Source organism: Streptomyces sp. NPDC006140 (assembly GCF_040628815.1).
In the GTDB taxonomy this organism is placed as follows: Bacteria; Actinomycetota; Actinomycetes; order Streptomycetales; family Streptomycetaceae; genus Streptomyces.
Genome location: NZ_JBEXTS010000006.1, coordinates 130606 through 151114, shown reverse-complemented (window position 1 = coordinate 151114; position 20509 = coordinate 130606). Strand labels below are relative to the sequence as shown.

The 20509-nt window shown below is 73.6% G+C and carries 16 protein-coding genes; 7 read left to right on the top strand and 9 right to left on the bottom strand.

The window, feature by feature from the left end; all coding sequences use genetic code 11:
- Positions 1-11: 11 nt before the first annotated feature.
- The 3 genes from ABZ386_RS18130 to ABZ386_RS18120 form a co-directional block, all read right to left on the bottom strand.
- Positions 12-1595, bottom strand: coding sequence for an acyl-CoA carboxylase subunit beta (locus ABZ386_RS18130; protein WP_351341155.1), 1584 nt, complete (start codon positions 1593-1595; stop codon positions 12-14).
- 154 nt (positions 1596-1749) lie between these two features.
- The gene (locus ABZ386_RS18125; RefSeq protein ID WP_358965080.1) at positions 1750-4140 is read right to left on the bottom strand and encodes a polysaccharide lyase 8 family protein; all 2391 of its coding nucleotides are present in this window, start codon (positions 4138-4140) and stop codon (positions 1750-1752) included.
- A 289-nt stretch (positions 4141-4429) separates the two neighbouring features.
- Positions 4430-5329: an SDR family NAD(P)-dependent oxidoreductase gene (locus ABZ386_RS18120; protein WP_356502111.1), complete on the bottom strand. Its 900-nt coding sequence runs from the start codon at positions 5327-5329 to the stop codon at positions 4430-4432.
- Positions 5330-5659: 330 nt separating this feature from the next.
- Here ABZ386_RS18120 and hpnR point away from each other — a divergent pair, with 330 nt between their 5' ends.
- Complete coding sequence (gene hpnR, locus ABZ386_RS18115) at positions 5660-7159, top strand: hopanoid C-3 methylase HpnR (RefSeq protein ID WP_351341146.1); 1500 nt, start codon at positions 5660-5662, stop codon at positions 7157-7159.
- A 15-nt stretch (positions 7160-7174) separates the two neighbouring features.
- Positions 7175-8053: a DMT family transporter gene (locus ABZ386_RS18110; RefSeq protein WP_358965079.1), complete on the top strand. Its 879-nt coding sequence runs from the start codon at positions 7175-7177 to the stop codon at positions 8051-8053.
- Positions 8054-8383: 330 nt separating this feature from the next.
- On the opposite strand, the gene ABZ386_RS18105 is transcribed toward ABZ386_RS18110, so the two are convergent.
- Positions 8384-9673: a glycosyltransferase gene (locus ABZ386_RS18105; protein WP_358965077.1), complete on the bottom strand. Its 1290-nt coding sequence runs from the start codon at positions 9671-9673 to the stop codon at positions 8384-8386.
- Positions 9674-9810: 137 nt separating this feature from the next.
- Between ABZ386_RS18105 and ABZ386_RS18100 the strand changes: the two genes are divergently transcribed.
- Together ABZ386_RS18100 and ABZ386_RS18095 are read left to right on the top strand one after the other, a co-directional pair.
- Positions 9811-10416, top strand: a complete 606-nt coding sequence (locus tag ABZ386_RS18100; RefSeq protein WP_351341137.1) for a YceI family protein — start codon at positions 9811-9813, stop codon at positions 10414-10416.
- Between the two features lie 136 nt (positions 10417-10552).
- Positions 10553-11338, top strand: coding sequence for a serine protease (locus ABZ386_RS18095; protein ID WP_351341575.1), 786 nt, complete (start codon positions 10553-10555; stop codon positions 11336-11338).
- Between the two features lie 84 nt (positions 11339-11422).
- Here ABZ386_RS18095 and ABZ386_RS18090 read toward each other — a convergent pair whose 3' ends face one another.
- Both ABZ386_RS18090 and ABZ386_RS18085 read right to left on the bottom strand, forming a co-directional pair.
- On the bottom strand, positions 11423-12001 hold the full coding sequence (locus ABZ386_RS18090) for a YdeI/OmpD-associated family protein (protein ID WP_356502107.1): 579 nt from the start codon (positions 11999-12001) through the stop codon (positions 11423-11425).
- A gap of 39 nt (positions 12002-12040) precedes the next feature.
- On the bottom strand, positions 12041-12625 hold the full coding sequence (locus tag ABZ386_RS18085; RefSeq protein WP_358965076.1) for a TetR/AcrR family transcriptional regulator: 585 nt from the start codon (positions 12623-12625) through the stop codon (positions 12041-12043).
- A gap of 71 nt (positions 12626-12696) precedes the next feature.
- Here ABZ386_RS18085 and ABZ386_RS18080 point away from each other — a divergent pair, with 71 nt between their 5' ends.
- On the top strand, positions 12697-13635 hold the full coding sequence (locus ABZ386_RS18080; RefSeq protein WP_358965074.1) for a DMT family transporter: 939 nt from the start codon (positions 12697-12699) through the stop codon (positions 13633-13635).
- A 174-nt stretch (positions 13636-13809) separates the two neighbouring features.
- Positions 13810-14985 (top strand): Cmx/CmrA family chloramphenicol efflux MFS transporter, encoded by a 1176-nt coding sequence (locus ABZ386_RS18075; protein WP_358965072.1) that lies wholly within the window; start codon positions 13810-13812, stop codon positions 14983-14985.
- A gap of 133 nt (positions 14986-15118) precedes the next feature.
- Here the strand turns inward: ABZ386_RS18075 and ABZ386_RS18070 are convergent, their stop codons facing one another.
- Positions 15119-16477 (bottom strand): hypothetical protein, encoded by a 1359-nt coding sequence (locus tag ABZ386_RS18070; RefSeq protein ID WP_358965070.1) that lies wholly within the window; start codon positions 16475-16477, stop codon positions 15119-15121.
- A 149-nt stretch (positions 16478-16626) separates the two neighbouring features.
- Between ABZ386_RS18070 and ABZ386_RS18065 the strand changes: the two genes are divergently transcribed.
- On the top strand, positions 16627-17286 hold the full coding sequence (locus ABZ386_RS18065) for an SLATT domain-containing protein (protein ID WP_355718152.1): 660 nt from the start codon (positions 16627-16629) through the stop codon (positions 17284-17286).
- A 36-nt stretch (positions 17287-17322) separates the two neighbouring features.
- On the opposite strand, the gene cimA is transcribed toward ABZ386_RS18065, so the two are convergent.
- Both cimA and ABZ386_RS18055 read right to left on the bottom strand, forming a co-directional pair.
- Positions 17323-18927 (bottom strand): citramalate synthase, encoded by a 1605-nt coding sequence (gene cimA / locus ABZ386_RS18060; RefSeq protein ID WP_351341116.1) that lies wholly within the window; start codon positions 18925-18927, stop codon positions 17323-17325.
- A gap of 301 nt (positions 18928-19228) precedes the next feature.
- Positions 19229-20479 (bottom strand): hypothetical protein, encoded by a 1251-nt coding sequence (locus ABZ386_RS18055; RefSeq protein WP_358965069.1) that lies wholly within the window; start codon positions 20477-20479, stop codon positions 19229-19231.
- Between the last annotated feature and the right edge of the window lie 30 nt (positions 20480-20509).

Genomic DNA, 20509 nt, shown 5'->3' with positions numbered 1-20509 from the left:
TGTCCGCCGGGTTACTGCGGAGGGTTGCCGTGCTTGCGGGAAGGCAGGTCGGCGTGCTTGGTCTGCAGCATCGCCAGGGACTTGATCAGCACCTCGCGGGTCTCGGCGGGGTCGATGACGTCGTCGACCAGGCCGCGCTCCGCCGCGTAGTACGGGTGCATCAGCTCGGACTTGTACTCCTTGACCATCTTCTGCCGCATCGCCTCGGGGTCCTCGGCCTCGGCGATCTGGCGGCGGAAGATGACGTTGGCCGCGCCCTCGGCGCCCATGACGGCGATCTCGTTCGTCGGCCAGGCGTAGGTGAGGTCCGCACCGATGGACTGGCTGTCCATGACGATGTACGCACCTCCGTAGGCCTTGCGCAGGATCAGCGAGATCCTCGGCACGGTCGCGTTGCAGTAGGCGTAGAGCAGCTTCGCGCCGTGGCGGATGATGCCACCGTGCTCCTGGTCGACGCCCGGGAGGAAGCCGGGGACGTCCAGAAGGGTGATGATCGGGATGTTGAAGGCGTCGCACATCTGGACGAAGCGGGCCGCCTTCTCGGAGGCCTCGATGTCCAGGACGCCCGCCAGCACCTGGGGCTGGTTGGCGATGATGCCGACGACCTGGCCGTCCATCCGGCCCAGCGCGCAGATGATGTTGCGGGCCCAGCGCTCGTGGACCTCGAGGTAGTCGCCGTCGTCGACGATCTCCTCGATGACCTTGGTCATGTCGTAGGGCCGGTTGCCGTCCGCCGGGACCAGGTCCAGCAGGACGTCCGAGCGGCGGTCGACCGGGTCGGAGGCCTCGGCGCGGGGCGGGTTCTCGCGGTTGTTCTGCGGCAGCAGCGACAGGAGGTAGCGGACCTCCGCGATGCAGGTCTCCTCGTCGTCGTAGGCGAAGTGGCAGACGCCGCTCGTCTCGGCGTGGACGTCCGCGCCGCCGAGGCCGTTCTGCGTGATCTCCTCGCCGGTGACCGCCTTGACGACGTCCGGGCCGGTGATGAACATCTGCGAGGTCTCGCGGACCATGAACACGAAGTCCGTCAGGGCCGGGCTGTAGGCCGCTCCGCCCGCGCACGGGCCGAGCATCACCGAGATCTGCGGGATGACGCCGGAGGCCTTGGTGTTGCGCTGGAAGATGCCGCCGTAGCCCGCGAGGGCCGAGACGCCTTCCTGGATGCGGGCGCCGGCGCCGTCGTTGAGGGAGACCAGCGGGGCACCGGCCGCGATGGCCATGTCCATGATCTTGTGGATCTTCGTGGCGTGGGCCTCGCCCAGCGCGCCGCCGAAGATGCGGAAGTCGTGGGCGTAGACGAAGACCGTCCGGCCCTCCACCGTGCCCCAGCCGGTGATCACACCGTCGGTGTACGGCTTCTTGGCCTCCAGGCCGAAGCCCGTGGCCCGGTGCCGGCGCAGCTGCTCGACCTCGCGGAAGGAACCGGGGTCGAGGAGCAGCTCGATGCGTTCCCGCGCGGTCAGCTTGCCCTTGGCGTGCTGCGCCTGGGTCGCCTTCTCGCTCGGTCCGGCCACCGCCTGCGCGCGGATCTCGTGCAGTTCGGCCACGCGTCCACGCGCGTCGGTCGGCTCACCCGGCGCCTCATCCAAAACGGTCATGTAGCGACCTTACGAAGCCGACCGAGGATTCCGGGCCGTCGACTCCTCACAGTCTCCGGCGTGTTTTCCTGGTACCCCTGAACAGAACCAGGGCGGGGTTCAGCCTTTTCGACTGTTCAGGGGTCGTTCGGCTTGTAGGGGTCGGACAAGGGCCTCAGCCGAGCGTCATCTCACATCGGTGGGTGGCGCAGGCCTTCCCGGGGGTGACGCGCAGGCGCAGCCGGCGGCCGGTCGCGAGCACCTCTACCGTCTCGTCGGCGCGGACGACCCGGCGGACCGGGCGGTCCCAGGTGATCTCCAGCGGTTCGCCCGTGCGGGGCGGCTCGCTCACGCAGAGGGTAGCGGTACGGCCCCGGCGGACGGCCAGCAGGCTCGCCCCGGCGGAGGCGGTGAAGGGGCCCGCCGTGCCGGGCTGCCAGAAGTTCGCGGCCGTGAGGCCGAGGGAGGGCACGGCGACCGCCTGGCGGGAGGCGTCGTTGGCGAGGACCGACAGCCAAGTGCGGTCGGCGGCGCGGCGCGCGACCGCGCGGGCGGACGCGCCGGGCATCAGGACGTAGGCGTACGTGGCGTCCACCGGGTCCGTGCCGTGGTCGATCCAGAGGGTCTGCCAGCGGCGGGTGCGGCGCTCCGGTGTGCCGCCGGTGTTGATGTCGGACCAGGCGCCGGTGCGGTCCCCGCGCAGGGCCTTCGGGGTGCCGTCGAGGAGGACCCAGCCTCCGTGGTCCTCCAGGTGGGCCCAGTCAGCGCCCCGGACGAAGCGCTGGGTGCCGTTCTCGCCGAGGTTGCGGTTGTCGACGATCGTCTCGACGGGGACACCGTCGGAGCAGGTGATCCCCGCGCCGAGGCAGATCACCGCTTCGGCGGCGCAGAACCAGGACTTGCGGGCCTGGAGGGTGGAGCCGAGGCCCTTGAGGTGCTGACCGAGGGCCGCGTAGGTGCCGTCGGTGGTGCCGCCGACCCAGCGGGCGTCCGGGCGGGCCGTGCCCCACTCGCCGCCCTCCCGGTCGGCGAGCCGTCTGGTGGAGACGGTGGTGCCGGGCAGGCGGTACCAGTCGACGGTCGGCCAAAACCAGTCCGTGTACTGGTCGCTCGTGCCCGCCCACCAGCTGACCATGCCGGCGCCGGTGTGCCAGCCGCGCGGGTTCTCGCCGTTGCCGCACTCGTAGTGGGCGATGCGGTCGCTGGCCATGGCGATGTTCACGGTGAGGCCGGGGCGGCGGTGGACGGCGCGGTCCATGGCGGCGAAGAGGTGGTGACCGGTGGGTTCGGGCGCGGCCGGGACGGGCGCGGCGGCGATCGCGTGCAGCCGGGCGAGGTCGGCGACGCCGAACTGGGGTGCCGTCAGGAGCGGTGTCACGTTGTCGCGTTCGATCCAGCCCTTGATGCGGGCGTGCCAGCGGTCGCGTTCCGCCGGGCTCGCCGCCGTCGCGAGGAGGGCGATGGCGGCGATGAGCTGCCCGCCGTGGAAGTGGTCGCCGCGCAGGATCCGGCGGTCGTCGGAGGTGAGGTACCCGCGGCTGATGGCGCGGCCGTTGACGCTGTCCATGACCAGCCCGTCGTGGATGAGCGGGGCGTAGGCGCGTTCGACACTGTCGAGGATGATCTGCCGGTTCGGGTCGGTGACCTCCCAGTCGGACCCGGCGAGCAGGGCGAACAGCCGGCCGAGGCCGTCGAGCATGACCTGGCCGTACGTGCCCGAGTAGGCGACCCAGGTGTGCTGGACGAAGGAGCCGTCGGCGTAGAGGCCGTCGCCGCGGGTGACGTACGGGAAGACCGGGGAGAGCGCGTCGCGGGCGAGGGCGATCTTGGCCGGGGCGCGGCCGAGGATGCCGCGCAGGGCGACGGAGCGGCACAGGTCGACGCGGTTGGCGCCGGTGGAGGTGCCGGAGTAGTCGCCGAGGGCCGTGTCGGGGACGAAGTGGTCGACGGCGGCGCAGGCGGCCTGGACGCGGGCGTCGCCCAGCTCGTCGTACAGGGCGGCCGTGATGTCCATGAGGTGGCGGGGGCTGCCGATCTGCCACTCCCACCAGTTGCCGTAGCGGGGGGTGGTGGGGTTGTAGACGGTGGCGGAGAGGTGGTCGAGGCCGCGCAGGACGGCGGTGAGGAGGCCGGGGTCGGCGGTCGAGCCGGTGCCCTGCTGGACGTAGGCCTGGGTCATGGTCCACAGGCGGCCGTAGCTGCGGGTGATGCCGGCCGGCGGGTCGAAGGGGTGCCCCGGCCACAGGGAGTTCGCCGTCGGGGCCATGGTGCCGGCCAGGGCGCGGGCGAGTTCGCCGGTCTCGGCGAGACGGGCGGCGTACGGCTGTGCGGTGGGGTCGTAGCCGGTGCCGAGGGCGATGCCGAGCCAGCGCAGGCGGAGGGCTCGGTACGGGTCGGGGTCGGGGCCTGGGTCGGCATCACCGGGAGCACCGGCGACCCGGGCCGCGGGCGTCGCACCGCCGGTCGCCGCCAGGGCCGCGGCCGCCAGCAGCAGCGCGCGCCGGCTGGGACGGGGCACGGCGGCCCGGGCGGTGCGACGGGGCAGGACGCGACGCTGGGGAGTCATGCCCATGCCCTACCACGGGGAGGCGCTCACCTGAACGGAGGATCCGGCCGCAGTGACCGGAACGGCGGAACGGATGGCTGTGACGCCGGGTCAGCCGAAGCGGTCGGGCAGGCGGCGCCGGGGCCGGGGGTGTTGCCGCGCACCTGGGCGGCCGGAGCGGGGCGGAGCAGGGGCCGGACGGGAGCCCGGGGCCACGACCGGGGCCGCCTGTCGGCGGAAGGCGGCCCACCTGGGCCCGGGACCTGGCCGGGAGGGACCGCGAGGGCGGAACGGCTGGCGGTGAGGCCGGTCAGCCGAAGCGGTCGAGGAGGTGGCGGTAGAGCCTTGGAGCCAGGCCGCGGATGCGGCCGGGGAGGGTCAGCCAGGTGGGGACGTGGACCACGTCGCGCTCCTGGCGGACGGCCTCCCAGATCGCGCCGGCGACACGGCCGGGCGAGGTGGGCCGGGGGTGGGAGCGGTCGTAGGGCCTGCCGCGGCGGGTGTAGAACGCCGTGTCGACGGGGCCGGGTACGACGAGGGTCACGCCCACGCCCGTGCCGCGCAGTTCCTGGCGCAGCGCCTCGGCGAAGGCGGCGAGCCCGGCCTTGGCGGCGGAGTACACCGCCTCTTCCCGGACGCCCACGCTGCCCGCGATCGAGCCGAGCAGCACCACGCGGCCCCGCCCGGCCGTGATCATGGAGGGCAGGACCTCGCGCACGAGGTGGAGCGTGGCGTTGAGGTCCAGGGTCAGCACCCGGTCGATGTCGGTGTGCGGCATGGCGGCGAACGGGCCCGCCCAGCCGATGCCCGCCCCGGCGACCAGGACGTCGATCCGGCCGGTGGTGTGGAGCGCGGACCGGGCCAGCAGGCGGGGGCCGTCCGGGGCGGCGAGGTCGGCGGGCAGCACGACGGCCGAGGTGCCGGCGGCGGTCTGCTCCAGGCGGTGCCGGTCGCGTCCGCTGAGGAGCAGGTGCCAGCCGTCCATGGCGAAGCGCCGTGCCGTGGCCGCCCCGATGCCCGAGGAGGCCCCGGTGACCAGGGCCACGCGCCGGTCCAGACGCGGGGGCGGCCCGTACGCGCGCACCCGGGAGGGGACGGGGGCCGTGGCGCGGCGCGGGGTGGCGCCCGCCGGTGGGGCGTCGGCCGTCGCGCGGCGCGGGGTGGCGCCCGCCGGTGGGTCGTGGGCCGAGCCGGAGCCGGTGAGTGTCACGAGTCGGTCTCCCTGCGCTGTGCGTCCGCCGTGGTCTCGTCTGTCTCCTGCGGTCCCTTGAAACGGAACCTCCTCTTCCAGGACACCGCCACCGAGGTGCCCCGCGCCAGCGCTGGGGCCGGTCCCACGGACCGGGCTCACCCGGTCCGACGCGCCCCTGCCGTGGGCGGTCTGCGGGCCGCGCCCGTTCCGCACCGGATCCGGCAGGACCACCCCTGCGGGCCGCCCGGTGCCGCCAGGCGGCGGTATGGGCGGTACGCGCCACGCCCCCTTCGGGTTACGTGGAAGGCACCCCTCCGTGTCCGTACGGCTCCCCGTGGCGAGGTGACCATGCGTGTGCTGCTCGTCCACCCCAGCGCCCTGATGTACTCCGAGATCTTCCTGCGGCTGGAGCCGCTGGGACTCGAACGGGTCGCGGGCGCCGCCCGCGAGGCCGGCCACGAGGTGCGGGTCGTGGACCTCCAGGTGCTGAGCCGGCGCCGGCTGCGCGCCGAGGTGCGCTCCTTCCGGCCGGAGGCCCTCGGCATCTCGCTGAACTACCTGGCGAACATCCCGGAGGCCATCGAGCTGGCCGCCGAGGTGAAGCGGGCCGTGCCGGGCTGCTTCGTTTTCCTGGGCGGGCACAGCGTCTCCTTCGTCGCCGAGGACGTACTGGAGCAGGCCGGGGGCGCGGTGGACGCGGTGGTGCGCGGCGAGGGCGAACCGGCGGTCGCGCCCCTGCTGGACGCGGTCCGCGACGGCGGCGTGGACGGCGTGCCCGGGATCGTCACGGCGGCCGGGCGGGGACCGGCTCCGCTGATGCTGCACGGCATCGACGCGCCACTGCCCGCGCGCGACCTGATGCGCGGCCGCCGGCGCTACTTCATCGGCGAGCTGGACCCGTGCGCGTCCATCGAGTTCACCCGCGGCTGCCCGTGGGACTGCTCGTTCTGCTCGGCATGGACGTTCTACGGCCGCAGCTACCGCAAGGCCTCCCCCGAGGCGGCGGCCGAGGACCTGGCGAGGATCCGGGAGCCGAACGTCTTCATCGTCGACGACGTGGCCTTCATCCGGCCCGAGCACGGGGACGCCATCGCCGCGGAGGTGGAGCGGCGCGGCATCCGCAAGCGCTACTACCTGGAGACCCGCAGCGATGTGCTGCTGCGCCACCCCGAGGTCTTCGAACGGTGGGCCCGGCTGGGGCTGAAGTACATGTTCCTCGGGATGGAGGCCATCGACGCGGAGGGCCTCGACCTGTACCGCAAGCGGGTGAGCCCCGACGAGAACTTCCGCGCCCTGGAGAAGGCCCGCCGGCTCGGCATCAAGGTCGCCATCAACCTCATCGTCGATCCGGCCTGGGACGAGGAACGCTTCCGGGTGGTACGGGACTTCGCGCTGGCGGTGCCGGAGATCGTGCACTTCACGGTGATGACGCCGTACCCGGGCACGGAGATCTGGCACACCGAGTCGCGGCGCCTGACCACCCGCGACTACCGGCTCTTCGACATCCAGCACGCGGTCGTGCCCACCACGCTGCCCCTGGAGCGCTTCTACGAGGAACTGGTGCGCACCCAGGCCGTCATCAACCGCAAGCACCTGGGGCTGCGCACCGCCGTCGGCGCGGCGCGCGCCCTCGGCCGCAACCTGCTGCACGGGCAGACGAACTTCGCGCGGATGCTGTGGAAGTTCAACCAGGTCTACAACCCGCGCCGGCAGTTCGCCGACCACGGCAGGCCGGTGCGCTACGAACTGCCCCTGCCGCAGCACCTCGACGTCGGCGACCGGCGGAAGCTGTACGTCCACACCCGGGGCGCGACACAGGGCGCGCCGTCCCGCCGGACCACCGACTGACCGCCCGAACCCGGCATGCCGATCGCGGTCCTGGCCTCCCTCGCCGCCGGTGTCTGCTTCGCCGTGGCCGGTGTGCTCCAGCAGTGGGCCGCGGGCGGGCGCCCGGACGCGGAGGCGCTGTCGCCGCGGCTGCTGGCCCGGCTGGTCCGGGACCGGGTGTGGCTGGGCGGCATCGGGCTGGCCGTGCTGGCCTACGGTTTCCAGTCGCTGGCGCTGGCGTACGGGCCGCTCAGTCTGGTGCAGCCGCTGATCGTGGCCGAACTGGTCTTCGCCGTGCCGCTGTCGGCGCGGCTGCACCGGATGCGGCTGGGGCCCCGGGAGTGGTTCGGGACGCTGGCGGTGGCGGCCGGGCTGGTGCTGGCCCTGGTCTCGGCCCGGCCGCACGGGGGCCGGCCGGACGCGGCGGACCTGCTCTCCTGGCTGTTGGTGCTGGGCGCGACCGCCGCGCTCGTGGGGTGCGCGCTGGCGGCGGCGCGGCTGCTGTCCGGGCCGTGGCGGGCCTCGGCGACGGCCCTGGCGGCCGGGGCGGTCATGGGCACGCAGTCCGTCCTGCTCGCGGCGACGGTGGACCGCCTCCGCCACGGCCTGCTCGCGGCGCTCTCCGCCTGGCAGACCTACGCCCTCGTCCTCGCCAGCGTCGGCGGCCTGCTCCTGATCCAGAGCGCCTTCCAGCAGGGACCGCTGGCGTCGAGCATGACGGTCCTGGACGCGATGGAGCCGGTGGTCGCCGTGACCGTGGGTACGGCGGTCTTCGGCGAGACGATCCACACGGGCTGGCCGGTGACGGCGGTGACGGCGGCCGGGCTGGCGCTGGTCGGGGCGGGCGTCGCGAGCCTGGACTCGTCACCGGTGATCGCGGCGTTGCGGGGGCGGGGGGCGGCGGAGGGGCGGTGAGGGGTTGGGATGGGGGTCTGCCCGGAGTGGCTGGGCCCGGCGGGGGCCGCGTCCGTCGGGGGCGGGGGCTGCGAGGCATCTGCCGGGGGTGGCTGAGTCCAGCGGGGTCGGGCCCGGCAGGAGGCTGGGTCCGGCAAAGGGCAGCTGGATCCGGCGGGGGCCGGGGGCGGCGGAGGGGCGGTGAGAGGCGGCTTGCGGGCGGCCTGGGCGTCTGGCGGAGGGTGTGGCCGAGTCCGGCGGGGCCGGCGGGTGGCGAGCCCTCCCGGGCGGATACCGAGCCACACCCGACCGAGCGGCAACCTCCGGCGGAGTCGGTGCCCGCGCCGCCGGTCAAGCCGCTCGGGGGCGGGCGCGGTTGCGGGACGGCGGGCGGGTGAGCCAGACGGGGAGGAGGTCCTCGGTCAGGACGCGGTCCCAGGTGGGGTGGGTGCCGCGGGCCGTGCCCGTCGCGCGGTGCCGTACCGCCGACAGCAGGGGCGGGCGGTCGAGGAGCCCGGCCAGGGCGTCCGCCCAGTCCCCTGGAGTGTCGCGGTGGACGACGACGCCGTCGCGGCCCGGCGCCAGGAGCCACTCCGTGGTGCGCGCGCCCTCGGGCAGCACGACCGCGAGGCCGCTGGCCATCGCCTCGGCGACGACGTTGCCGCAGGTCTCCGTGCGCGACGGGAACGCGAAGACGTCGCAGCCGGCGTACACCCGCGCCAGCCGGTCCTGCGGGAGGGTGCCGAGGAGGCTGACGTCGGCGCCGAGGGCCTGCCGGACGGGCCCCGCCTCCACGCCGGAGCCGGCCATGACGAGGTGCACGGCCCGGCCCCGCTCCCGCAGCAGCCGCACGCTCTCGGTCAGCAGCGGCACGCCCTTGGACGCGTCCAGCCGCCCCGCGAACAGCACCAGCGGACGGTCGGCCGGCACGCCGTACTCCCGGACGAGCCGGGCCCTGGCCGCCGGGTCGGGGCGGAAGCGCTCGTGGTCGACGCCCCGGCGGAGCAGGGCGACCCGGTGCGGCCCGAGGACGCGGCCGAGTTCCGCCCGGCCCGCGGGGGTCGGGACCAGTACCCGTTCACAGCTGTCCAGCAGCCGGTCCCGCCGCCGGCGCAGCAAGGTCTCGGCCCGGTCGGCGAGGAACGCGCCCGGCCCGGGGCGGTCGCCGGGCAGCCACCGGCCGGCCAGGTAGCGGGCGTAGACCGAGGCGAGCAGCGGGACGTCGGTGTGCACGGAGGCGAGCAGCCGGGGTGCCGGCCCGCCGCCGCGGGCGGCGCGCCGGGCGAGGCGCACGGCGGTGGCGGCGTAGGCGAAGCTGTGCGTGAGGTGCCAGACGTCGTGGCGCGGCAGCAGGGCCGCGAGCCGCGGGTGGTACGGGGCGAGGTCGGTGACGTCCTCGGCGCCGTCGGCCGACATCAGCGCGGCCGTGCCGAACAGCGGGCGGAGCGTGACGAGGCGTACCCGGGGCGAGAGGGCCTCGACGTGTTCGCGTTCACCGAGGAAGTAGACGGTCAGGTCGAGGCCGGAAAGGGTGCCGTCGGGCAGGCGGGCGGCGCTCTGCGCGAACCGCTCCCAGCACTTCACATGGCCGCCCGACGTGCCGCTGCGCACCAGCTCGACCAGGACCGCGACCGAGGACATGATCACTGGGTACCACTCGGGCCACGGATCCAATCAGGACACCCCGCCCGATGATGTTGAACCTTGAACGGAATAGGTCTACGGTGGGGCGCGTTGAGTAGTTCAACGTTCAACATAAGTCGCAGGAGGCGTACTCCATGAGCATCTTCAGCCGCACCGACACCGAGACCGCAGCCGCCACGGGCGCCGCCGTGACCCCGGACCTCGCCGCCCTGACCGGCGACTACACGATCGACCCCGCGCACTCGACGATCGGCTTCGTCGCCCGGCACGCCATGGTCACCAACGTCAAGGGCAGCTTCCAGGACTTCACCGGCACGCTCCACCTCGACGGCACCGACCCCTCGCGGTCCACGGCCTCCCTCGACGTCGTGATGGACAGCATCGAGACGGGCAACGCCGACCGCGACGGACACCTCAAGAGCGCGGACTTCTTCAAGGCGGACGAGTTCCCGACCATGACGTTCCGCTCCACGAAGGCGGAGGCCCTCGGCGGCGACGAGTACCGCATCACCGGCGACCTGACGATCCTCGGCACGACCCGGCCCCTCAGCATCGACCTGGAGTTCAACGGCGCCGCGAAGGACCCCTTCGGCAACGAGCGCGTCGGCTTCGAGGGCAAGGCGGAGATCCTGCGCTCCGAGTGGGGCCTGACCTGGAACGCCGCACTGGAGACCGGTGGCGTCCTGGTCTCCGACAAGATCAAGCTGAACTTCGACATCTCGGCGATCAGGAACGCGTGAGCCCCCTTCGACCGGCCCGGCGGCCTACCGCCGGGCCGGTTCTGGCTGGATCGCACCTTTCACTATTGTCATGAACTCGTCAATCTGATGCTTCGGTTGCACATCCCCAGGTCAACCCCCCACGAAAGGCATCACGTTGAAGAGACTTCTCACGGCCCTCAAGAGATGCGCGGTCCTCGGCGCGGCCGCCCTCGCGATCGCCAGTCTCCAGCCCGTCTCCGCCGCGCAGGCCGCCCCGTCGCCCGTCGTCGGCGGAACCCGTGCCGCGCAGGGCGAGTTCCCGTTCATGGTCCGGCTCTCCATGGGCTGCGGCGGCGCGCTCTACACCCAGCAGATCGTGCTCACGGCCGCGCACTGCGTGAGCGGTTCCGGCAACAACACCAGCATCACCGCCACCGCCGGCGTCGCGGACCTGCAGTCCACCAGCGGCCGGGTCCAGGTCCGCTCCACCAAGGTGCTGCGCGCCCCCGGCTACAACGGCACCGGCAAGGACTGGGCGCTCATCAAGCTCGCCCAGCCCATCAACCTGCCGACCCTGAAGATCGCCACGACCGCGCAGTACAACACCGGTGACTTCACCGTCGCGGGCTGGGGCGCGAACCGTGAGGGCGGCTCCCAGCAGCGCTACCTGCTGAAGGCGACCGTGCCGTTCGTCAGCGACGCCGCCTGCAAGGCCTACGGCGGCCTGTACAGCGGCCTCGTCGCGAACGAGGAGATCTGCGCCGGCTTCGACGCGGGCGGCGTCGACACCTGCCAGGGCGACTCCGGCGGCCCCATGTTCCGCAGGGACAACGCCGGCGGCTGGATCCAGGTCGGCATCGTCAGCTGGGGCGAGGGCTGCGCCCGGCCCGAGGCCCCCGGCGTCTACACGGAGGTCTCGACCTTCGCCTCCGCCATCGCCTCGGCGGCGTCCTCGCTCTGACCCGGCTTCCCTCCGACAGCCCGCGGGCCCGGTGCCGTTCGGTGCCGGGCCCGTCCCGTGCGGGGCGACGGCCTCCCGCGCGCCTCAGCGGTCCGGCCGTGCGGACTCCAGCCTCCGGACCGCCGCCGCCACCTGAGCAGCCCGGCCGCGCGCCGTCCGGGCGCGGAGCACGCCGAGCATCACGAGGTAGCGGTCCGTCCGCCCGAGCGCCTCGAAGGCCGCGGCGGCCCGGGGACTCCGCTCCAGCGCTGCCGCCAGGTCCTCGGGGACCGCGGCCTCCTTCTGGGACGCGTACGCCGCCTCCCAGCGCCCGTCCGCCCGCGCGGCCGCCACCTCCGCGAGCCCGCCGGGCCGCATCCGTCCGGCCGCGGTCAGTTCCTCGACCCGCCGGACGTTGACCAGGGACCAGAGGCTGCCGGGCCTCCGCGGGGTGATCCGCTGCAGGTACCAGGACGCGTCGAGCCCCTTGCGCTGCCCGGTGATCCACCCGTGGCACAGCGCCACGTCGTTGACGTCGGCGGCGCTGACGGAGGGGATGCCCGAGCCCTTCTTCGCGACCTTGACCCAGAGGCCGGCATGCCGGGCGGCGTGGGCGGTCAGCCAGGAGTCCAGGGCTGCCGCGGACGCGAAGGAGACGAGGTCCGTGCCGTCGGAGGCGGTCATGCCACCACCGTAGGGAGGAAGTAGGACAGGTGCCGTCCGCTAAGGGAGCAGCGCGCGGGCCTGTTCGCGGGCGTGCGTGACGGGGTCCGGGAAGACCGACAGCCCGTGGGCGACGAGGGCGCCCTCGTGCAGGAGCATCAGCGTCCGGGCCAGGGAGTCCGCCCTCTCGGGTGCGAGGTCAGCGGCGAGGCGCGTGAACAGGGCGAGCATCCACTGCTTCTGGCCGGTGATGATCGGGTGGGCCGGATGGGCGGGGTCGCTGATCTCCGCGTGGGCGTTGACCATGCTGCACCCCTTGGGGCTCGACTCCTCGGCCCAGGCGCGGGTGGCGTCGAACACCGCGAGGACGCGCTCGCGCGGGTCCGGGCCCGCCGCGTCGAGGCGTTCGGCGAGGAAGGCCCGCCAGCGCTCGTCGCGGTCCGCGAGGTACTCCACGACGATCTGCTCCTTGGAGCCGAACCGGTCGTAGAGGGTCTTCTTGGTCACCCCGGCCTCGGCGGCGATGAGGTCGACCCCGACCGCGTGGATGCCGCGCTCGTAGAACAGCCGGGCGGCGGCCTCCAGGGCGCGGCGGGCGGCGGGCGTCATCGGGATGCGGCGGGGGTGCGGTGCGGGGGTACCCATGACACCGACTATACCGTTCTGTATAGTGGACGGGGAACGGGTATACCGATCTGTCTACTGGTTGTGATGTCGTGAACATCCTCCTGTCCCTCGCCTTCGTCCTGTGCTGGAGTTCCGGGTTCATCGGGGCCAAGCTCGGTGCGGGCAGCGCCTCCGCGCTCACGGTCCTGATGTGGCGGTTCCTGCCGCTGGCCGTCGTCCTCGTAGCCGTCGCCGTCGTCCTGCGGAGCGCGTGGCGGGGGCTCACCGCCCGGGACGTGACCCGGCAGGCCGTGATCGGCGTGCTGTCGCAGAGCGGCTATCTGCTCAGCGTCTACTACGCCATCCAGCTCGGCGTCTCCAGCGGCACGACGGCCCTGATCGACGGGGTGCAGCCCCTGGTCGCCGGGGCCCTCGCGGGACCGCTGCTGGGCCAGTACGTCTCGGGGCGTCAGTGGGCCGGACTCGGCCTGGGGCTGGCAGGCGTCGCCGTCGTCACCTCGGCCGACGCGGCGGCCGGAACCGGCGTGGCCTGGTGGGCGTACGCCGTGCCGCTGCTCGGCATGCTGTCCCTGGTCGCGGCGACGTTCCTGGAGAGCCGGTCCCGCGCGCGGGTCGCCCCCTCCGTGTCGCTGACCGTCCACTGCGTCACCAGTGCCGTCCTGTTCACTGCCCTGGCCTTGGGCACCGGTGCCGCGGCGCCGCCCGCCGGGGCCGGCTTCTGGGTGGCGGTCGCGTGGCTCGTGGGCCTGTCCACGTTCGGCGGGTACGGGCTGTACTGGCTGATCCTGAAGCGCTCCGGCGTCACGAAGGTCAACACGCTGATGTTCCTCATGGCCCCGGTCACGGCCGTCTGGGGCGCGCTGATGTTCGGTGAGCCGTTCGGCCTGCAGACCGCGCTCGGGCTGGCCGTCTGCCTCGCGGCCGTCGTCGTGGTCCACCGCGGTGACGGGCGTCGGGGCACGGCCCGGACCGCCGCCCGGGGAGAGGGGGCGGAAAACCGGTGGACCCGGTCCGCCGACTCCGCCTAACGTGCCGTCCATGTCCAGCCCCGAGGCGTCCAGAGTGCGGCCACCGGTTCTCCGGTGGCTGTGTCCGTGACGCCGATGCCGGGCCGCCGGGCCCGCTGAAGCAGCCCGCTCCGCCGCCGGTGTGCCGTCCGACGTGTCGTGTCCGTCGTCGACTTCCGGGTGCGGAGTTTCTTCATGCCATTCGCTCTTCTTCTGCTGGGCCTTGCCGTGTTCGCGCAAGGCACGTCCGAGTTCATGCTGTCCGGGCTGGTGCCGGACATCGCGCGGGATCTGGGGGTGTCCGTTCCCGCGGCGGGGGCGCTGACCTCCGCCTTCGCGGCGGGGATGGTCGTCGGGGCGCCGCTGGTGGCGGGGCTCGCGCGGCGCTGGCCGCGGCGGGGTGCGCTGCTGGCGTTCCTCGGCGTCTTCCTCGCCGTCCACGTCGTCGGTGCGCTCACCGACAGTTTCGCGGTACTGCTCGCCACGCGGGTCGTGGGGGCGTTCGCCAACGCCGGGTTCCTCGCCGTCGCCCTCGTGGCCGCCGTGGGCATGGTCCCCGCCGACGCCAAGGGGCGGGCCACGTCGATGCTGCTCGGAGGGGTGACGCTGGCCTGCGTGGCCGGGGTGCCCGCCGGGGCCGTGCTGGGCGAACTGTGGGGGTGGCGTACGGCGTTCTGGGCCGTGGCGCTGGTGTCGGTGCCCGCGCTGGCGGCCGTGGCGCGGTCCGTGCCCGGGGGCAGGGCCGGAGGCGAGCCGCCCGCGCTGCGGGGTGAGCTGCGGTCGCTGCGCAGCCCCCGGCTGGTGGTCACGCTGCTGCTGGGCGCCCTGGTGAACGGGGCGACGTTCTGCACCTTCACCTATCTCGCGCCGCTGGTCACCGAGGTGACGGGGCTGGGCAGCGGCTGGGTGCCCGGGGTGCTGGCGCTGTTCGGGGCCGGGTCGTTCGCAGGGGTCAGCGCGGCGGGACGCTTCGCCGACCGGCGTCCGGTGCCGGTGCTCGTCGGCGGGGGCGTCGCGGTGTGCGCGGGCTGGTGCGCGCTGGCCCTCGGGGCGGGGCATCCGGTCCTGGCGCTCGGGCTGGTCTTCGTGCAGGGGGCGCTGTCCTTCGGCGTCGGCTCCACACTGATCTCCCAGGCGCTGTACGCGGCCCCGGGCGCGCCGACCCTGGCCGGCGGTTTCGCCACGGCCGCGTTCAACGTGGGTGCCACGCTGGGCCCCTGGGCCGGCGGCACGGCCATCGGCGCCGGGCTCGGGTACCGCTCGCCGGTGTGGGTCAGCGCGGGGCTGGTCGTGCTGGCGGGGGTCGTGGCCGGGGTGGCGTGGCGGCAGCGGGGGCGCCGGGGTGCGACCCCGGAGACGGTACGGAGCTGAGCCCCCGCTCAGGCGTGCGGGCGCGGGCTACGGGCCGCTGGACGGGCCACCGGACGGCAACGCAACGACGCTCCGTCGCCCGGACAGCAGCCGGGTCGGGGACCGGGGACGGACGTCCCTGTCTCCGGCCCGGTCAGAACCCGCCGCCGAAGTCGCCGCCCCCGCCACCGAAGTCGCCGCCGCCACCGAAGTCGCCTCCGCCGAAACCCCCTCCGAAGTCGCCGGTGTCGAAGTCCGCGCCGGAGACGTCGCCGCCCTCGTGGCCGCCGAAGTCTCCGTAGCCGGAGCCGTAGTCGGCCGCGTAGGCGGGGCCGGCCATCATGCTGCCGAGCATGGTGCCGATGAGGAGGCCGGGCAGGATGCCGCCGCCGAAGTAGCCGCCGGCCCAGGGGCCGTACGCCGGGCCCGCCTCCCAGTACGGGCGGCGGCCGTAGTCGGTGTCGACCTCGCGGATCACCGGGTCGCGGCCCTCGGCGAGACGCGTGCGGTCGGCCGCGCAGACCGGCACCTCGCGCGCGGCGCCGCCCGGGGGCGTCCAGCCCGCGTCGGCGACCGAGGGGCCGTGGCGCGGGTCGAAGAAGCAGGGCGGGCGGCGCTCCGGCAGCGGGGCGCCCTCGCGGCGGGCCGCGAGCCGCGCCAGGGAGAAGCGGCCGTCCTCCACGGCCTGGGTGACGGCTCGCACGTCCTCCGGCTTGGTCGCGGCGGCCATCAGCGACTTCGCCTGCTCGTAGGCGTCCAGCGCGTGCTCGTAGTCGGCGCGCATCGCGTCGTCGGCGCCGGGCTCGGCGGGGTGGAAGTCGAGGCGGTCGAGCTCCTCGCCGAAGGCGGTGATGTCCTCGTCGACGACCACCCGCAGCTTCTCCAGCGCGGCCCGCTGCTCCTCCTCGTGGCGGCGCCGGTTGCGCCGCACCAGGGCGTAGGCGCCCGCGCCGCCGGCCGCGAGAAGGGCGCCGACCGTGACCAGCCCGCCGACCGGCACGTCGCTGCCCGAGCCGTCGCTCCAGCTGCTCGGCGCCGAGCCGCCCACGTTGCGCAGGGCGTCGTCGACGAAGTCGTTCAGCTGCGCCTTGGCGTCGCCCGCGCCCTGGACGGCCGTGACCAGGTTGGACACGCCCTGGCGGCTCAGCACCGCGCTGTCGGCCCGGGCGTCGAACTCGTCGCCGACGCGGATGCCGTACAGGCCGGTGACGCCGGTCTCGGTGCGCAGGTTCCGGAACAGGTCCTGCGTGGGGTAGCCGTCCGGGAGGACCGCCACGAAGACGGGCTTGTCCGCGTCCTTGATCTTGTCGGCGAGGGCCTCCGCGTCCGACGCGGCCAACTGGTCCGAGGCGGCCGGATCGACGTAGACCGGGTTCTCGCGCAGCTCCTGGGCGACCTTGGAGAGGTCGGTGGCCGCGTGCGCGCCCGGCGCACCGGCCAGCAGCACCGCCAGTACGGCGGCGACCGGCACGATCAGCAGACGTACGAGGGTACGCACCAGTGCGGCCTTCATATGTTCGAAGCTACCCGAAATCACCCATAAAGGGTTATCCGTCGAGGCAGGGATTTATGGCCTCGGCTGGGCCTAGGATGCCCTCTGGCCGTGGGCCATCCAGGAGGGGCGGTAACAGGGGCATGTTCGGAAGACGCAGGGTTGCGGACATGACGGTGTCCGAACTGACCGAGCTGGACCGCTCGCGTACGCGGGCCGATCTGCTGTGGGAGCTGTTCCGGCATGCCGAGGCGGAGGTGACGTCGGCGATCGGCTGGTATCTGGCGCGGCGCCGGGGACCGTCGCTGTGGTCGCGCTCGCTGCGGGCGCTCGCCACCCTGCTGGGCATCGTCGGCACGCTCACGCCGCTGGTGCACGCGGCCGCGCCCACGGCCGTGCAGCCCGAGTGGGGCTTCGTGTTCCTGGCCGGCGGGGCGGGCTGCGTGCTCTTCGACCGGATCTTCGGGTTCTCGGCGTCCTGGACCCGCTACATCCGAGCGGAGATGGCGCTGCAGCAGATTCTCAAGAAGGCGCAGTCCGACTGGGCGCAGGCGTTCCTGCGGACCACCGACTCCCCCAGCGACAAGGAGCAGGCCGCCCTGCTCGGGGTGATCGAGCGGCTGCGCGCCGACGCCCAGCGGATCATCGAGGACGAGGGCACGGCGTGGGTCGGCTATCTGGCCGACGGCGTCGAGGAGCTGACCCGCTCCACGACCAACGCCACCGGCCAGCGCCCCCACACGGCGGGCCTCTTCCGCCTCGACCGGACCCCCGGCCGCGAGCGCGGCGGCGAGGTCCCGGTCCCGCGGTCCCGGGACACGGCGATGTGACACGCGCCCCGGGCACCCGGCCAGCCCGGCCCGCGGCTACTCCGCCGGTACGACCCCCGCCCGCAGCAACCCGTACGCGTACGCGTCCTCCAGGGCCTGCCAGCTCGCCGCGATGACGTTGTCGGCGACGCCCACCGTCGACCACTCCCCCGCACCGTCGGAGGTGGAGATCAGGACGCGGGTCGTGGACTGGGTGCCGTGCACGCCCTCCAGGATGCGGACCTTGTAGTCCACCAGGTCCAGCTTGGCGAGCTGGGGGTAGATCTTCTCCAGGCCCACGCGCAGGGCCCGGTCCAGGGCGTTGACCGGGCCGTTGCCCTCGGCCGTGGCGACGATGCGCTCGCCCTTGGCCCAGAGCTTGACGGTGGCCTCGTTGGCGTGGGTGCCGTCGGGGCGGTCCTCGACGATGGCCCGCCAGGACTCGACCTCGAAGTAGCGCAGGGGCCTGCCCTGGACCTCGGAGCGCAGCAGGAGTTCGAAGGAGGCGTCGGCCGCCTCGTACGTGTAGCCCTTGAGCTCGCGCTCCTTCACCCGCTCGACGACCCGGCCGACCAGCTCGCGGTCGCCGCCGAGGTCGATGCCCAGTTCCTTGCCCTTGAGCTCGATGGAGGCGCGGCCGGCCATGTCGGAGACGAGCATCCGCATGGTGTTGCCGACCAGCTCGGGGTCGATGTGCTGGTACAGGTCCGGGTCGACCTTGATCGCGGAGGCGTGCAGGCCCGCCTTGTGCGCGAAGGCGGAGACACCGACGTAGGGCTGGTGCGTGGAGGGGGTGAGGTTCACGACCTCGGCGATGGCGTGCGAGATGCGGGTCATCTCGCGCAGGTGGCCGTCGGGCAGGACCTTCTTGCCGTACTTGAGCTCCAGGGCGGCCACGACCGGGAAGAGGTTGGCGTTGCCGACGCGCTCGCCGTAGCCGTTGGCCGTGCACTGCACGTGCGTGGCGCCCGCGTCGACTGCGGCCAGCGTGTTCGCCACGGCGCAGCCCGTGTCGTCCTGGGCGTGGATGCCGAGCCGGGCGCCGGTGTCGGCGAGGACCGTGGAGACGACGGCCTGGATCTGCGCCGGGAGCATGCCGCCGTTGGTGTCGCACAGGACGACGACGTCCGCGCCGGCCTCGGACGCCGTGCGGACGACCTCCTTGGCGTACTCCGGGTTCGCGCGGTAGCCGTCGAAGAAGTGCTCGCAGTCGACGAAGACGCGGCGGCCCTGCTCCCTCAGGAAGGAGACCGTGTCCCGGACCATCTCCAGGTTCTCGTCGAGGGTCGTGCGCAGCGCGAGTTCGACGTGGCGGTCGTGCGACTTGGCGACCAGCGTGATCACCTGGGCGCCGGACTCCAGCAACGCCCTGACCTGCGGGTCCTGTGCGGCCGTGGTGCCGGCGCGGCGGGTGGAGCCGAACGCGACCAGCTGGGCGTGCCGGAAGTCGATCTCCTGCCGGGCGCGGGCGAAGAACTCGGTGTCCCGGGGGTTCGCGCCGGGCCAGCCGCCCTCGATGAAGCCCACGCCGAAGTCGTCCAGGTGTCGTGCGATGGCCAGCTTGTCCGCGACGGTGAGGTTGATGCCCTCCCGCTGGGCGCCGTCGCGCAGGGTGGTGTCGAAGACGTGGAACGAATCGTCGAGCTCGCTGGTAGCGGTCATGGTGTCAAGGCTCCTGAGGATGGGATCTCGGTCGTACCGGAATGACCGGCTCCACCGCCCTCACATACTCCCTCGCGCTCTCGCTCCTGACTGCGGGTGGGCCAGAAAAGCGAAAAACCTCTCGCGGGTGCGAGAGGTCTGCGCGCGGGTCGAGGACGACGGTGTCCGCCCGTACCTGGTCGTACGTGGCGGTCACTGCGGACCGGCGCGCCTGCTGCCAATAATCATGGCGAACGAGAGCACGGGGGCAGTCTGGCACAACCCCCGTGCCGCGCTCACGGTTGTCTCAGGATGCGGTCGGTCACCTCAGGTGGCGGACGTAGACGTGCGAGGTGTCGTACGTGTCGCCGGGCACGAGGTCGGGCGAGTAGCTGCTGAAGGCGACCGTGCGGCCGTGCCGGTCGATCACCGGGGCGGTCACGCTCTGGTCGTTCGGGCCGCCGGCGGTGTCCGGGCTGGCGAGGGTGGTGCGGCCGGTGCGCAGGTCGCGGACGTACGCGCGAGTGGTGCGGTCGGGGTCGCCCGGGTCGGCCGAGACGAACGCCAGGTGGCGGCTGTCGGCGCTGAGCTGCGGGGAGGCGGTGAAGGCGGCCGGGTCGGCGGCGTCGATCCGGCGCAGGCCCCCGGTCTTCAGGTCGCGGACGAAGACGTTGTGCCCCTGGTTGGTGTCGCCCGGGGTGAGCCGCGAGTCCCGCGAGTTGAAGACGACGTGGCGGCCGTCGGCGCTGATCTGCGGGGACTCCGTCTGCCCGTCGGACTTCTCGCCGTCCGGCGCCCGGTCGGCGTGGAACAGCCCGCCGCTCGGCACGTCCCGGACATAGGCGTCGCTCCAGTCGCCCGAGGAGGGGTGCGGGATGAAGAACTGGTAGCCGACGCGCTTGCCGTCGGCGCTGATGGACGGGTGGGTGGCGGCGGTCTTGCGGTCTCCGGCTGCGGGCTTGTGGCTGACGCGGACGGCCTCGCCGCCGGTGCGGTCGACGCGGTAGACGCGGCCCCAGCGGTCCTCACCCTCCCCGGCACCGGACTGCTGGGCGACGAAGGCGACGTAGCGGCCGTCGGCGCTGATGGCGGGCTGCCGGCCGGTGTCGTAGCCCGCGTCGACGGTGTCCGCGATGCGCTGGAGGGCGCCGCTCTTCAGGTCCTTGACCCAGATGTGGCTGCGGCCGTCGGCGGCGTCGGTGGCGCTGAAGGCCAGGTAGCGGCCGTTGCCGCTGAGGGCGACGTCGTCGACGGAGCCACCGTCCCCCGCGGTGCTCGCCAGGCGGGTCGTGCCGGTCTTCAGGTCGCGGACGAAGGCGTCGGCGGTGCCGTCGGTGTCGCCGGCGACGAGGTTGTCGGCGCTGGAGACGAAGGCCAGATGGCGGCCGTCGGCGCTGAGGCCCGGCCCGCCGGAGGGGCCGTTGCCCTCGGTGCCGTCCGGGGCGATGCTCGCCTTCTCGGTCCGCGGCGCCGGCGCGGGCGCGGCGGTCGCGGGCAGCGCGGCGATACCGCCGAGCGTGACGGCCAGGGCCACGCCGAGCGCGACGGACGTGGCCCTCTTGGTGCTGGTCATTGCTGTTCCCCCTGTGTTCCCCGTTGACGC